This window comes from Thalassoglobus neptunius (assembly GCF_007859735.1).
GTDB classification, from domain to species: domain Bacteria; phylum Planctomycetota; class Planctomycetia; order Planctomycetales; family Planctomycetaceae; genus Thalassoglobus; species Thalassoglobus neptunius.
This window is the reverse complement of sequence record NZ_SIHI01000001.1, coordinates 794,181-808,551: the sequence shown is the minus strand read 5'-3', so window position 1 is coordinate 808,551 and position 14,371 is coordinate 794,181. Positions and strand designations below refer to the sequence as shown.

The window sequence follows — 14,371 nt, the reverse complement described above, 5'->3', positions numbered from 1 at the left end:
CATTCCGCTGCAACCGCTCGACGATTCTAATCAGTGCCGGACGGATTGCGTGTCTTATGCCTCTGTTCGGTCGTTTCGCTCACCTTGCACTTCATATTCGACAACAGGTCTTCAAAATGCTCACTCAATCCCAGTCAGGACGGGTCCTGAGAAGAACGAGTGCTGTGTTGACGTGTGTCTGGAGTCTGCTGTGTCTGTGTGAAATCGGGCAGGCTGGGGACATCTTCTCCGACGAGTGTCTCTCTGCGTTGAGTGAACCAGAATGTTCTCCATACGTTGCCTGTGACGCTCATTCCTCGCCGCCGGTTCTCCGCTCTGGAAAGGTTTGCTTTCACGGAGAGAAGGCTTCCTGCGTGGCTGGGCCATCGCCAGCAGCGCTGGCTTGTTGTCCGTATATGGGACAGCCAAATTCTGCGGGGGCGAGTGGTTCCACTGGAGATGTTCACGAGTCAGGCAGGTGCTTTGTGGAATCCGATTCCGAATTCAAACGCTGGAAAGAGAGCTACGAAGCTGCCTACGGAGAGAAGCCGTCTCTGATGTGTCGCTGGCAGTACAAACTTGTCAATTGGCGATACAACAGCATGTACCTCGAAGGTTGCATGCCGAACGGATATTCATTGGGCAACTTCATTCAAACCGTTCCGAGAACTGAGTTTCACGGCGGAGTGTTGAATTCCTCTGCAGCCATCGAGCCCGGTGGTTCGGTGGAAGAAGCACGGGCCGTCGAAGGAGATTTCAAACTCTCACTGAGTCAGATCTCACTCGATATCACTCCGCCCCAAGGGTCGCTTCCCGAGAACCGGGCAGAGGTGCTGTTTGCCGGAATCAACGGACGTGCTCATCCTCCGGCAACTTCACGAAACTGGTCGGCGACGACAGAGTATTGGAATGCGTCGCTGCTGAATCATCAGCCGCTCTACTTCGAAGATTCGAACCTGGAACGCCACGGATTCTCTCACGGCATCTGTCAGCCAGTCTTTTCCGGAGTCCGCTTCTTAGGGACAGTTCCGATTCTTCCCTATCTGATCGGAGCAAATCCCTCTTACGAAACGGTTTATACTCTCGGGGAGACTCAACCGGGCGATCATGCATGTTACACATGCGAGTATCCTCCGTTCAGTTTGCGAGGTGCGACCGCTCAGGGGCTGGCCACGGCGGGGCTCATCCTGCTCATTCCGTGATGCTGTTTCCTTGTGCTCCGGTCGCGCGAGGTTGATTCTCTGGTCAGTTCTCATCAATCAAAACGCCCGAATCTCCGTCGCATCAGAAAAGGCGAACGATTGACCAGTCAGAGAATTCTTCGAACGATCTCTCGAGCTTCCAACCCGATCGCTCACTGCGAATCGCGCGAGCAGATGGCACGAGCCAATTGAGTGCTCATTCAAAGCTTCGAGTTCAGACGAATGTCGGGGAAACCTGAAGAACGGGCTGAAGGGTCTCGAATCCGAGATGACCAGCGGATGATTTCGTGTGAACAAGTCCCTACTTGTCTGATGAATGCGATTTCAGTACCGTAGAAGTAGACAAAATTGGGTAAAATTACTGTTTGGAAAGTGGGTTTCAGAAAAGGAACGGATTATGGCTTCTACTCGTGCTCCAGCTGTCGCAGAGGTTCTTTGGGAATTGAAGCGAGCAGATAAAATTGCAACTTATTCGGCCGTCGCTAATCGGGCTGGATTCAGTGCTGGAGCCAATGGTCGCGCAATGTTGACCTGTCTCAAAACCATCCGCCGTGACTGGCCTCACCTTCAGTGGTGGAGAGCCATCCGCGATGATTTCACCGTTGTTGCCGGCGAACATGGCGACGAACTCGCCAAATGGGGCGCTGTCATCGAACCAGCGGAAGAAGATCGAGTTTCCGTTCAGGTGGACGATGAGCGAATGATGTCCTGGGAAGACGAAGACGCCACGAAAGTCGCCGTCGGTGGAGACGAAGAGGAATAATCGACGAACCTCTTCGATACGCGAGCGACTTGAGCGGCCTCAGCTCTCGATCTCTCGCGTGGAATGAGTTTGTCTCGACTCGGTCGGTGAGTCAGTCACCGGATCTTGAGTACCAGGGAGGGCAGATGGCTCGCAATTCGAACTTTTCCTTGCTGTCGAACGGTCTGAGTTGGAAATCAACGCAGTATCGAACAGCGATCGCAGTGACATTCGTATTGTTTAGCGGGACGTTCTGCCCTGAACTCCGCGGTGAATCGATCTCTTTGAAAGAGTCGTATCTTTCTGAGCATGCCTTCAGTTGTCAGGCTCAGATTCAAACCGTGGGATCTGTGGTGACGGCCAAATCCCAAACGGAAAAAGATCGACTTCCGCTCAAAGCTGAGGCAGGATTTCAGTTTCTTGAGAAGCTGTTGCCTCCTGCCGGACGCGATGCCTTCGCCTTGCGATCCTTGAGAATCTTCTCACGCGCCGATCTGGTCACCGATGTCAATGACTACCGAACCGAGTCCACTCTGCCAGCCGATACGCGGAAGATTGTGGCGGCCGGTCGACGTGAGGGTGTGCAGAATTATCCTCTTAGCGGAAATTTGACCCGTGACAGTCTCGATCTGCTGGAACTTCCAGGAGATCCGTTGGCGGTGATTGGCTTACTCCCTGAAACAGATCAGGAAATTGGTGACAGCTGGACTCCCCCTGACTGGGCCATTCAGATGCTCACCGGGATCGAGGCCGTCAAGACGTCAGACTTTGAGTGCAAGCTGAGCGAAGCCAATCGAATCTCGGCCAAAATCAGTTTGAGCGGAACCGTTGAAGGGGAACGTCTCGGGGCGAAGACGAAAGTCGAAGTCAAAGGGACCGTTATCTATGACCGTCGAACTTCACACGTCGCTCAGACTCGGGTCATCTATGTGATTCTGGCAGATATCGGGACCGTCAATCCCGGGATGGATGTGAAAGTGACTTCCAATCTCGTTCGAAAAGTTGCGTCCTCTCAGGATGAGATCACTCCCGAGTTGCTGCAGTCCATTGGTTTCGAACCTGACCCTTCACAGTTGAAACTGACGTTCACCGTTCCGGAATGGGGGCTGCAACTCTCACATCTCCGCGACTGGCATCTCTTTCAAACCGTTGCAAGCGGCTCAAACCCGGTCTCAATTCTGCGACTCGTCGAGCACGGCAGTCTTGTTTCTCAATGCAACGTCTCACCGCTTCCTCCCGCTGCCCCCGGAGAACGAATTCCGCTTGAGCAGTTTGAAAACGACATTCAGAGTTCGCTCGGTGACAAGTTTCAGGAGTTCGGAGAACGGGAAGAAATCGAGACGGGGGATGACCGCAAGATTTATCGCGTCGTCGCGAATGGTCAGTACGAAGTGAAAGGGGCGAGTGCTTCGGCCCAGATCCCGATGTCGTGGATCTATTATCTCGTCGTGAACCCTCAGGGACGTCAGTTCTCGTTCGTTTTCTCGATCGAGCCAACACTGCTTGAACAGCTCGAATCGAAAGACCTGGACCTCGTTCAGAGTCTCCGATTCACGCAACCACTGTCTCCCACTCCGCGATAGGTCATCCGCATTGAAGACGATCCTGCGGTGGACTGGCCCGCGCGTGCGGGAATGACCGCATTCCGATAGCGAAGATCTTCCTGGTGGCGTCCTGAAACGGTTTCTGACTCAATGTACAATTCAGCAAAACACAGGGGCGAAGGCGGTCCTAGAGAACGTCAGCCATTGCCGCCCACTTCATAGGTCGCCGCCATAGAAACGAGTTCTCTCTCTTGCTGATGATGAGAGACAAAAGCGGTCATCCAATCTTTGAGATCGATCGAGACCTGCTTGGCGACTCTTTGGAAGTCGACTCCAAGTACGACTTGCGAACGCAGCTGCCCCAGTCGTCGGAACAAGCGGAAGTATTCATCCTCCAGCGCGTTCACTCGATTGTCCCACTCAGGGACGGACTCGACCACGTCTGACAAGTACCCGTGACTTGTTTTCAGGGAGTATTCTTCGGGGAGTGCCTCCAGGAGAGCATCAAGCACCGCGATGAGCCAGCGTGCCGTTTCGTTGTCAGCTGGCTCTTCCAGGAGATCTCGCAAGTCGCCGAGAAGTATGTATTCCAACTCGGTACATCGTCGCAATTGAGGGTTTTGATTCATTCCGACCTCCTGGAATGGGCTTATGACGGGATGCTCAGAAATGGCTCTCCTGCGGGGTGACCGCGTTGAAGTGTCAATGGATCAGCGTACACTGATTTGTTGGGTTCGTCAATCTCAAGTCCGTCTTATCGAGCCACGCGAGGTTGGTTGCGGACGAATCGTTGAGGACCAGAAGACTGAGAAAGTGATGTCTGCTGCAGCGAAGCTGTTCTTCCGGAATAGCGAAGTCCCTTGGCGACGACGGATGATGCGTCACTCGCTGAGCGGAGTTGACGGGAAACTTCCGGAACTTGGATCGCGGATGACATCATTCGTTGAGGCTGTGAACTCTGGGGGTCGAGTTCTCCATTGAGATACGAGAGGAATTTCTCGCTGGCATCGTGGATGATCACAACTCGATTCGCTCCTTCTGGATTGGAAGGATCACGAATAATCACGACGACTTCCTGACGTCCCGCCTGAAGGTCCACCGGCTGAGATGGAATCGAAGAAGGTGTTGCGGCATGAGCTGGAGTCGTTTGCACAGCAGCGACAGGAGCGGAGGGTGCATTGGTCGCGATTTCCGTCACTGGCTGAGTATCTGTGGCGGCAAAATCTGAAGGCATCGGCTGAGCTTGATTCAGGCCATTCGATGGACGAGTCGCGTCCGCAAATTGGATTTCGGGAGCGTTCTGGGTTGCAGGCTGGTAGAGATGCGACAGGTGGCATTCGTCGAGAATTTGATGAATCGCGTGCAGCCCGGAATATAGACCGCGTTCACGATCGCGATCCGCAGCGATACAGACGCCGACGATTTCCGCGTTATGGTTGAACAGTCCGCCCCCGGAACGTCCCTGAACGGGGAGTCCAGTACATTCAATGTTGTTCGGGCCTTCATAGCGATCGATCGCTGTGATCTGAATGTCATTCCGGGTCGGAAGGTCTCCCGCACTGCAACCGATTCCGGCGACTGAGTCTCCAACATCGGGAGTGTGTGGCAGCATCGCAATGGGTGCAACGGGCATTGCCTGATCGGTATTCACGACGATGATGCCGAGATCCGATTCGGTGTCAAATTTCTCAACGGTCGCGACGTGCTCAATTGACTTTCCGTCCCGAATGAAATCGACTTCGATTTTCGAGTCTTGCTGGAAGTTTCGGAAGATGTGTCCGCAGGTCAGGATCACGGTGTGTCCCGGTTTGCTGGCAATCACAGTTCCTGATCCGAGATTGATCTTCCCGTCAATGAAAACTCGAATCCGAACACTGGCCTGCATCGGATCGTTCGCTTTTTGAGAAGTTCCATCTGCTGAGGTGCCAGCTGGAGAGTCGTTGCCACGCACGAGAGCTTCGGTCGTCCCGTCTTTCTTGCGGAAAGGGTTCAAACTCGCGAGAGCGGATGGTGCATCGTCTTGCTGGGCAGCGGGTTGCGACGTTTCAGAGGAAGAGCCGGCAGGTGTTTGGATTGCTCCGGGTGTTCCGAGATCAATGCCGGATGGTCCATTCGACTGGTTTTCTGCGAGCATCGAGCCTTTGGGCTGAGCTGCGCTCGATTGAGGAATTTTCCCGGCGAGTCGTCGCAAGTCAGTTTCGGACATGTATCCCGAACGTCTTTCGACCTCTTTTCCATCGATCACAAGCACAAAAGTTGGAACAGCTTTGATGCCGTAACGGGCAGCGAGGTCACGTTCTTGATCGATATCAACTTTGCGGACGGGAAGTCCCTCTCGGTGAAGGCGGTCCACGACGGGAGCGACTTTTTGACAGGGACCGCACCATGTGGCACTGAAGTCATAAAGGACGTTTTGATCGTCCAGGCAGAGCGCAGTTGAACACATCAGGCTTAGGATGCAGGCCGTCGCTGTACGTAACATAAGATGTACTCCAGAAGTCGATCCTGTCAGAGAGAGCGTTCTCAGACTGAAGCGAGCAGGGTGGTTCCAATGGTCAAGTTCTTCGGGCTGCATCACACAGATCCGAGAACCCGAGCCTCCGTGGCGGTTTGATTAAGAGATTTGTCGTTCCGTCAGTTGTTGGAAAATTCGTAGAAGGACGACAGCGGTCCTTTGAAAGAGTGTGATTCCATTCATTGTGTTTGGCTTCATGCCGATTTGTACGAATTACAAGCCAGGATTGTCGAAAGCACAACGGACCCTGTCAATACTCGAATCGCTGTTTCTCATGAACTGCGAAATCACCAGTGTTTTGACTCACTGAACGCATTGGCAAGGACTGTTGTGAGATCTCGTTGAGGGAGGATGTGGCGACAGAATTGTCGAATCGTAATAATGCAGTTTGCGTGCCGCACTTCCTGAAATCCTCTGAAATAGAGGGGCTGAAAAGTCCCGAGTTGACGTAATGCAAAAAGCCATATCAGCTTGCGTAGTCGCGCTGTTCGCAGTCGGATTGACATGGGTCTTCTGGTGGCCGCTTTGGGAGGGAGGAGGGCTCATCGGCGGAGACTTATATCCGTATTACTTCCCACAAAAAGCTGTTCTCGCCGACGCACTCGCGAATACGGAAATCCCCTTTTGGAATCCGCTCGTCGGGTTCGGATATCCCGTTCTCGGGGAAAGCCAGACGGGGGCGCTCTATCCGGTGTACCTCATCCTTTACCGGTTTCTCGATATCAACTCCGCCTACAATTTCTCCCAGTTGCTGCACTACGTCATCGCGTTCGTTTCAACTTACGGAGTTGCGCGCCGACTCGGGTTAGGCAGATGGCCTTCACTCTTGGCTGCCGTCACATTCGTCTATGGCTGGTTCCCCGCTCGGATATGCCTGGAATGGGCGATTGTGGGTGGAGCCTGGAGCATCGCCTTCTTATGGGCGGAAACTGTTTTTTTACAGTCGAGGAATCGCTGGTCGCTGGCGGCAATGAGTCTGATCCTCGGGCTGAATTTGCTGGCCGGCCATTACAATCTGGCGTTCATCACAATTCTACTGGCCGCTGTCTGGCCCTGGCTGATTTCGCGCAGAGAGTCCGATCAGCCCGGATTGAAAGTGACGAAGCTGATCGCCATCGCTGGGGCACTGATGCTCGGTTTCGCAATCGCAGGCGTTCAAATCATCCCCACTTGGGAACTGAAATCTGTCAGTCAGCGACAGGAAGAAGCGGTTGCGTTCACTCCAACTTATGGTCATCTGCCTCCAGCTGCGATTTCTCAGCTGTGGACTCCGTGGAGTTGGTACGCGGGAGAGATGACCACGGATGAATACCTTGTCGAAGCGAACTGGCTCGCTGTTCCCGACTCAACCAATCAGGTGGAAGCGTATGTGTACTGCGGAATTCTGCCTCTTGTCCTGGCGATTCTGGGAATCTTCTTTCGATCTCATGGACAGCTGTCGGGAGTTCAATGGCGGTGGTGGGGGATCTTTGTTGTCGGTTTGCTGATGGCGACTGGCTGGCCGACCTACTGGCTGGCAGACGTTCCCGGAATCGGTTTCTTTCGGGGGCCGGGGCGATACTCAATGATCTCCGCGTTCGCAGTCGCCATTCTCGCTGGCAATGGATTTCAGTCGCTTGTTTCACAACGAAATTCGTCGAAGCGAACAAAGAACGTTTTCGGGCTCGTTGTTGTGCTGATCGTTGTCGGCGATTTGTGGGTAGCGAGTCGAAAGTTTCAAGTGGGGAGCAGCCCGTTCTGGATGCGACAAGTCTTCTATGCGACTCTTCTCGATGATCCTCCGATCACATATCGAGACGAGAGTGAGCTGCGAGAATATTTTCGACAGCTGGATGGCAATGTCCGTCTCTATGCCCCCGGACAGAATATGCCCACGCTGCTGGGCGTCTCTTCGCTCCCGGTTTATCTCGGTCTGGGACCTGCCATTTACGAAACACAAGCGGTTCGTGTCGACCTGATGGAAGCGGCACCTGAACGCATTCAAGAGGAGCGTTCACGGCTGGAACAACTCGGTGTCACTCACATTCTGTCAGAGCATCCCCTTAATGAAACCTTGTGGAACGTGAATCTCGAGTCGCGACCGGTCGATGCATTGCTCAATCGAGCCTTTGGCCGACGAGAACCGTTCTATTTCTACTCGTTAACAGACGCGTCGGGCCGGTGCCATGTTCCTGAAGACCCGGACGCTGTCGTCACGCTTAGCGTCTCACCCAATGAAGTCATTGCTGAGGTCAACAACTCTTCCGGAGGAACTCTTGAACTTCGCGACCTGAACTATCCCGGTTGGGTCTGCACTTCTCATGAAGAACTCGATTCGGAATTGTATCGCACCGTGAAATTGACCGGCGGAGACGAAGAAGTTCCCGAACGCGTTCGCTGGGTGTTCCGTCCGCGAAGTCATTTCCTCGGCGCGATCCTTTCGTCCCTCGGCCTCATCGGGATGATCTTCTTTCCGATATGGATCGGTCGATTCATTAATTCGAAAGAGAAGGCTGTTTCGTCAGCTCATTCGTGACGGGGCTATCCGCCCAGTTGCGCGAGTTGCCAGGTGATGGCGACGAGAATGCCGACGACGATCCACGAAATGATGAAACCGACCATCCCGACGACGGATGGTTTGGGGATTTCGAGGTCAGGCAGCGGAATGAGTTTTCCGGATTCTTTGGGCAGCGGATTTTCGGGGAGTGTGCAAGGCTCGTCAACTTTTTCACCGAGCCTCACTGGAGTGCGGAGAAGAGTGAAGAAGTGATCCAGTTTTGGGGTGCTTGTCCGCGCCGACAGAAAACTGGTGATGACTCCTGCAAGTGCTCCACCTCCCAGGTAGATCGCATATTGCCACGGAATGCTTGTTGACGCGTGTGTCGTCGTCACTTCGGTTGGGACGCCGTTGACGACGAGTTGCTGGACGACTTCGAGTTCATATTTCGTCTGCGGAACGACCGACCACAGCCATTCACGAAACAGCCCGGGGAAGTAGTCGATGTTTCTCTGAATGATGGGAGAGTCACCCATCTGCGAGATCCAGGCGAGGGGAGTGTGACCGGTGGTGAGGAACCACAATCCGGCAGCGACAAGTGTCGAGACCCAGACTGCCTTCGATGTAAATCCTCTCCAGACGATTCCAAACCAGAATGCGAGACCGATAAACGCCGGAATGGCATTCACATATCGCGTTAATACTTGCACCACATCGCGGAATTGGGTCATCAGCAAGAGCGCCAACACCACGATCCCGATTCCGGAGATTCGTCCAACCCAGACGAGTGTCGTCTTGGAAGCATTGGGGTGAATGAATTTCTTATAGAGGTTCTCGGTGAACAGTCCGCTTCCCATGACCATGTGGGCATCACAGGAACTCATAATGGCTGCAAGCAAAGAGGCGAACAGCAGACCGACCAGCCCGGGACTGATCCTCGGCAACAGGTCATGTGCTGCATATCCGAAAACACTGTCGGCGAAGTCCCGCATTTTGGCCGGATCAGAATTCAGCTCCGCCATTCGTTCTGCGGTGATGAACTCGCTCTCGGGAGTCAGGTAAATGATGACGCACGCCAGACCAATGAAGGTCCAGGCAATCGTACAGAGACGCTTCATGAAGTTTCCGACAGTGAATCCGAAACGTCCTTCGAACTCAGTCTTGCCAGCCCCGCAGACGCCCATAATGTGAGGTTGAACAACAATTCCAATGAGTGCATTCACCGACATCATGATGATGTAAAACCAGGTGATGGGTTCTTTGCCGAGTTTCTGTGCGAGTTCAGCTGTGAGTGTCAGGCTCAGCATTTCGTCGCCGGAAAATCCAGGGACACCTTGATGGAGTGCTTCGAAACCGGAATCGAGTCCGGTCACCTGTGCTGCGTAGTAGAGGGCGAAAGGAAGCAGCAGGAACGAGAAAATGATCGTCAGAATTCCCTGCACGAAATCGGTGATGACCGCTGCTCCCAAGCCGCCAGCAAGTCCGTAAATGACGAAGAGTGTCGTCATGGCAGCGACGGCAAGCTCGACCGGGAAAGCTCCTCCCGTCAGCCCGGTCACCATCTTTGCTCCGAAGAACAGCGACGCGGAGATGAAGGTGATCGACATGCAGATTCCAAGAATACAATACAGCACAGAAGTTGAGACGCTGTATCGAGCTTCAAAGAAATCGCTGGTGGTCAGTGCCCGCATTCTTCTCATCACGGGAGCAATGATCCAGTAAAACGGCGTCGCCCAGAGCCACAAGAACTGGTACCAGATCCCGGCCAGTCCATTCAAAAACGAACCGGCCGAAACACTCGTGGCGTGTTCACTGCTCGTTCCTGCTCCGAAGGCGAAGAACATCATGAAGACTTTTCCGAACCGTCTTCCTCCCATGAAGAAGTCGGTCGCGTCGTTCACTTTGCGGTAAGACCAGACGCCGAGTGCAGTGATCCCGACAAGGTAAACGCCGAGCACAGCCCAGTCGATCCAATGGAGTCCGAGGTAACTTGAAGCCACGGATGCGAACAGTGGACCAACAGCATTGCTCATCTTGAGCCCCAACTTTCTAAGTTGTCATAGGAATCAATTGCTCAGCAAGACAATTCATGTTTCTCGAAGGAGAAGGCGGGGGCGCGATGCGCCGGGGGAGTGAAGCTTGGAGGAGAGAGAGTCTTGCAACCCTGCTCGTTGGAAAAACTCAATGCACGAATCAGAGGCAACAGGTCGTCAGTCTCTGCGTTTCGTGATTCAGTCGTTCTGTTTCGAATCGAGGTTGTTCGGGGATTCTTCTTCGTCGGTTTCCTTCATTCCTTTTTTGAAGGAGTTGACCGACATTCCCAAGCTTCTCATCGCTGAAGGAAGACGACTTCCGAAAAGCAATAAGACAATCACTGCCAGAACAATCAATTCCGGTGTACCAAGGCCAAACATATTACGTATCTCGTCGTAGAGGGAGTTTCTATCAGGTCAAAACGTTCCAGTGAGCGAAGTGCCAATGCTGGTGCGTTTTGTTGTTGGAATGATTCGAGTGTATCGAGCGCATGGAAGAGACTCAAACTGGGCCGAAGAAATTCTGAAGTTGTCCGCGATGCTCGCGATTCGTTCCGTCGTTTGGACGCTTGTCAATCGGAGAACGGACTCAGCCAACTTTGCAAATCCATGAGCTTTGGATGACGTTAATAAAGAAGGAGCCATCCGCTGTTGCGAATGGCTCCTTCTGATTGCGGGACTTGCCTTGTGGATGGAAGTCGCTCTTGAGGAGTCACTGATGAATTGGCGAAACGCCTTCAGAGCAACTGCTGCGACCGTCGATTAACCCTGCCACTGCAAGAATCGTTGGTTGAGGTCTTCTCGCTGATACTCGAAATTCGGATCTTCCCAAAGTCGCTTGAGTGGGTAATCTTCGGGAATTGGTTCCCCGAGAAGTTCGAGGACCTGTCGCCAGATGAGCATCGCTTTGAGGGCTTCTTCGACGGTGTCACCTTCGTCGATGATCATCACGTTGTAGCCTTCCTCAGTGTCGTACTGTTGGAAGACAGACTCCAGAAGGGCCAATCCCTGCTCAAGGTACTGGCGTGATCCTTCAAAGTCTTGAATGTTGCGATAGAGTCTGCGGCCTTCCGCCAAGTAGTAGCGAGCACGTGTCATTTCGTCGCGGCGTTCGATTTCGCAGTGGCGTTTCCAGTACGGATAGGAAGTCGTCTTCCGATATCGGTCTCGCCATCGACTCTTGTCTTCGAACGTCATGTCGTCTTTTTCGGCGAGTTCTTCGAGGACCGAATCCGCAGCGTCGTCGATCTCAAGAACAATGGTTCCGCCGCCGCTCGACTCGATCCGTTTCATCCCGTAGATGTTGGTCCATTCGTCGTAGGCGTCGGCCCATTTCTGCTGACATTCAGCTGCCCAGGAATTGTAGGTTTCGTCTCGCTGGGCTTGCGATTGTTCTCCCTGGACTGTGGTGTCATCGTCAAGCTGCGACGCGACTCCGTCTTTCTGGAAGTTCTTCGCATGATCAATCAAGGCCCGGTAGGGGTAGGCCAGGAAGAGTGCGAGGTCCATTCGATGCTGTTCGACTCCCGGTTCTTCGAGAGTGTCGTTGGCTTTGAGGTACCAGTCCCGGGCAACAAGGTAGTTGTCCTTGCCTTCAGGGTTCAGCTCTTCGTCGGGACCGCCGTTCCAGAGGTCTGTATCGGGATCACTCACGAAGAATTTGCGATAGACATCTCGTTCGTCCGCCAGACCGAGTTTCGATCCGATGAACTGTCCGGTTCCGAATTGGAGTTCGGGAACTTTCTTGTTTCTCTCGGTTCCGCGAATCAGGAACTTGGCTCCCTGTTTCACCCATCGATATCGATCGGCGACAGCATCGCACTCAGCGGAGACATTGTACGCGAGGTTCCAGGCCTGAAATTCCCACACGGTTTTGAAGTGGGGTTGCAGAAGGATGATCGACTCGACGGTATCGCGCAACTGGGCGAAGTTCTTCGTCATCTTGTAGTGCTCGGCTTGCTGCCAGAGATAGCTGGCGGCAACTCCTCGGAATCCGAGCAGGACGAGGTTCATGGTTGCGCTGGTTGGGTCCACATTGCCGAGGCTTGACTCACCCAGTTCGTAGTCATGACGAAGCTGGGAAATCTTTCCACCGGAACGGGTTTCTTCGCCGGCCGGAGCCCCGAGAAACACGATCGGAACGACAAGAAGACCAGCCACAACGGCATAAACCATTTTCCGTTGGCGAACGGTGAGTTGGTTCATTTGCTTTCAAGCTCCCGCAGTTGAAGACTGAAATAACCGAGAATAATCAATGGAATTAAATAACCGATTGTGATCAAAAAACTTGGAACCAATGCTCCCATCCAGGGAACGTCGAATCCATTTGCGGTGTACTGATTGGTATTAAAGTACGTGAAGTTCGGAATCACCGCATTGACGACGAAGAGCAGGTTGAACACTCGTTCGTCCAGGAACTTAATGATATCCGTTCCGACATTGTCGGGAAGTGGGGATTGCATGTTCATCTGGGTGACCAGTCGGTACATCGACTCGAACATTCCCCCACCCAAAACGCGTCCCTGTACGACTTTTTGGCTGTAAATGTCTTTGACGAACTCGTAGAAAATATTCCCCAGAACAATCAGGCTGCCGGTCAGAAATGTCGACACAGGACCTTTCAGGAAGCAACTTGCGGTCGTTCCGAGTCCGACAACCAGGATCAACATCATGCCGAGTCCGGCAATCGATTTGATGTAGGAGACGTAGAACGGCCGGTCGGGCATTCGGATGAACAAGTCTCCACGGGCGACACCGAGATACTGTTCGTTCTCAATACAGGCGATTTCGACCGTGAGAGAGTTTCCGTCGAAGACATCATCGAAGAGATTGACAGTCTTCTCTTCCGCGTCGACATCGTAGGACTCAACGTATGTGAGTTCTTCCGGGATGATCACGACCGATGCTTCCGGGTCTTCACTGAATTCGTTCACGTCGTACGACTCGGGCATCGGAACTCGAAGCCCGGACTCCGGATTGAGAAGCGTGATTCGATACCGGACCTGATCGGACACGTCGCCTTTGAATGTTCGAAAGGCTTCGAAAGACTGCTCCAGGCGGACATATCCCTGTTTCCGAAGTTCAGAGACGTTGAGGCTGTCGAACTCCCAGATCGCACGAGCTTGTGTGAGACCTTCCACGTAAGTTCGGTAGTCCCACAAATCTCCGACGTTGGTCAGCGACTTCGCTGGTTGGCCAGAACGGCTCAGAAAACGGATCTCTCCGTAAACCGGGACTCGAGCGATCAACTGGTCTTTGGCGCGTTCGGGGACCTGTCGTTGAATCCAGAAGTATCCGAAGATCGATGTCACAGCGAGGACGATCAGGACGACAGCTGAGTATCCCATCATTCGGCCGAGGACGATTTCGCTGCGCCGCACGGGTTTCGTGACGACGGTGTGCAGCGAACGGGCTTTGATATCAGCAGGCAGACCCCAGCAGGCAATCAGCAGGGCCATGATATTGAGAAGGAAATAGATTGCCGACATCACGAAGGTGATGTAAGGCATCGCTGGTTTTTCAACGTTGGATTCCGAGAGGAACCATCCGCCGAACATAAAGAGCAGGATGAACAGAAAGCCGATCAGGAAAGCTTTACGACTGGTGGCTTCCTTGAAGGTCAGCGAAGCGAGGGCCTGGCAGCGTTGCCAGGAAACTTTGACGAGATCCTGGAAGCCACGGGCCAGCGTCGAGCGAAAGACTCGAGGACCGTTCCGTCCGTAGGAGGCAAGCGATGCGACGAAACCGACGAGCAGTCCCATCACACAGCAGGAGGTGAACGCTGCCAGCCAATACAGCAGGGCTAGCCCCAATTGAAATGTTGGTGGTTCAACAGCCATGATAAATTCTCTGCGAAGCGAACGAGGAGCGACGATTCAAG

10 protein-coding genes are annotated in these 14,371 nt (G+C 53.5%); 4 read left to right on the top strand and 6 right to left on the bottom strand.

Features of this window, described 5'->3' with window-relative positions; genetic code table 11:
• Nucleotides 1-56 precede the first annotated feature (56 nt).
• The 3 genes from KOR42_RS03305 to KOR42_RS03295 all read left to right on the top strand — a co-directional run bounded on the left by KOR42_RS03305 (nucleotide 57) and on the right by KOR42_RS03295 (nucleotide 3,506).
• Nucleotides 57-1,181 (top strand): hypothetical protein, encoded by a 1,125-nt coding sequence (locus KOR42_RS03305; RefSeq protein WP_197440815.1) that lies wholly within the window; start codon nucleotides 57-59, stop codon nucleotides 1,179-1,181.
• A gap of 397 nt (nucleotides 1,182-1,578) precedes the next feature.
• The gene (locus KOR42_RS26420) at nucleotides 1,579-1,944 is read left to right on the top strand and encodes a hypothetical protein (RefSeq protein ID WP_197440814.1); all 366 of its coding nucleotides are present in this window, start codon (nucleotides 1,579-1,581) and stop codon (nucleotides 1,942-1,944) included.
• A gap of 125 nt (nucleotides 1,945-2,069) precedes the next feature.
• A complete protein-coding gene (locus tag KOR42_RS03295) occupies nucleotides 2,070-3,506 on the top strand; it encodes a hypothetical protein (RefSeq protein ID WP_146507185.1) in 1,437 nt (478 codons plus the stop codon).
• 158 nt (nucleotides 3,507-3,664) lie between these two features.
• Here KOR42_RS03295 and KOR42_RS03290 read toward each other — a convergent pair whose 3' ends face one another.
• Both KOR42_RS03290 and KOR42_RS03285 read right to left on the bottom strand, forming a co-directional pair.
• The gene (locus KOR42_RS03290) at nucleotides 3,665-4,096 is read right to left on the bottom strand and encodes a hypothetical protein (protein ID WP_146507184.1); all 432 of its coding nucleotides are present in this window, start codon (nucleotides 4,094-4,096) and stop codon (nucleotides 3,665-3,667) included.
• A gap of 125 nt (nucleotides 4,097-4,221) precedes the next feature.
• Nucleotides 4,222-5,949: a thioredoxin domain-containing protein gene (locus KOR42_RS03285; protein WP_146507183.1), complete on the bottom strand. Its 1,728-nt coding sequence runs from the start codon at nucleotides 5,947-5,949 to the stop codon at nucleotides 4,222-4,224.
• Between the two features lie 484 nt (nucleotides 5,950-6,433).
• On the opposite strand from KOR42_RS03285, the gene KOR42_RS03280 reads away from it, so the two are divergent.
• Nucleotides 6,434-8,497 (top strand): glycosyltransferase family protein, encoded by a 2,064-nt coding sequence (locus KOR42_RS03280; RefSeq protein ID WP_146507182.1) that lies wholly within the window; start codon nucleotides 6,434-6,436, stop codon nucleotides 8,495-8,497.
• Nucleotides 8,498-8,502: 5 nt separating this feature from the next.
• Here the strand turns inward: KOR42_RS03280 and KOR42_RS03275 are convergent, their stop codons facing one another.
• The 4 genes from KOR42_RS03275 to KOR42_RS03260 form a co-directional block, all read right to left on the bottom strand.
• A complete protein-coding gene (locus KOR42_RS03275; protein ID WP_146507181.1) occupies nucleotides 8,503-10,491 on the bottom strand; it encodes a sodium:solute symporter family protein in 1,989 nt (662 codons plus the stop codon).
• A gap of 198 nt (nucleotides 10,492-10,689) precedes the next feature.
• Nucleotides 10,690-10,872 carry a Sec-independent protein translocase subunit TatA/TatB gene (locus KOR42_RS03270; RefSeq protein ID WP_146507180.1) on the bottom strand — a complete coding sequence of 61 codons (183 nt, stop codon included), beginning with the start codon at nucleotides 10,870-10,872 and terminating at the stop codon, nucleotides 10,690-10,692.
• 381 nt (nucleotides 10,873-11,253) lie between these two features.
• Nucleotides 11,254-12,696 (bottom strand): hypothetical protein, encoded by a 1,443-nt coding sequence (locus KOR42_RS03265; RefSeq protein WP_146507179.1) that lies wholly within the window; start codon nucleotides 12,694-12,696, stop codon nucleotides 11,254-11,256.
• Entirely contained in the window at nucleotides 12,693-14,330 is a 1,638-nt protein-coding gene (locus KOR42_RS03260) for an ABC transporter permease (protein WP_146507178.1), read from the bottom strand. Before KOR42_RS03260 ends, KOR42_RS03265 begins: the two co-directional genes overlap by 4 nt.
• Nucleotides 14,331-14,371: the final 41 nt, after the last annotated feature.

Coding starts and splice junctions, on each gene's coding strand:
- KOR42_RS03280 (WP_146507182.1), top strand. CDS start 6,434: ATGCAAAAAGCCATATCAGCTTGCGTAGTCGCGCTGTTCGCAGTCGGA.
- KOR42_RS26420 (WP_197440814.1), top strand. CDS start 1,579: ATGGCTTCTACTCGTGCTCCAGCTGTCGCAGAGGTTCTTTGGGAATTG.
- KOR42_RS03265 (WP_146507179.1), bottom strand. CDS start 12,696: ATGAACCAACTCACCGTTCGCCAACGGAAAATGGTTTATGCCGTTGTG.
- KOR42_RS03270 (WP_146507180.1), bottom strand. CDS start 10,872: ATGTTTGGCCTTGGTACACCGGAATTGATTGTTCTGGCAGTGATTGTC.
- KOR42_RS03305 (WP_197440815.1), top strand. CDS start 57: ATGCCTCTGTTCGGTCGTTTCGCTCACCTTGCACTTCATATTCGACAA.
- KOR42_RS03260 (WP_146507178.1), bottom strand. CDS start 14,330: ATGGCTGTTGAACCACCAACATTTCAATTGGGGCTAGCCCTGCTGTAT.
- KOR42_RS03285 (WP_146507183.1), bottom strand. CDS start 5,949: ATGTTACGTACAGCGACGGCCTGCATCCTAAGCCTGATGTGTTCAACT.
- KOR42_RS03275 (WP_146507181.1), bottom strand. CDS start 10,491: ATGAGCAATGCTGTTGGTCCACTGTTCGCATCCGTGGCTTCAAGTTAC.
- KOR42_RS03290 (WP_146507184.1), bottom strand. CDS start 4,096: ATGAATCAAAACCCTCAATTGCGACGATGTACCGAGTTGGAATACATA.
- KOR42_RS03295 (WP_146507185.1), top strand. CDS start 2,070: ATGGCTCGCAATTCGAACTTTTCCTTGCTGTCGAACGGTCTGAGTTGG.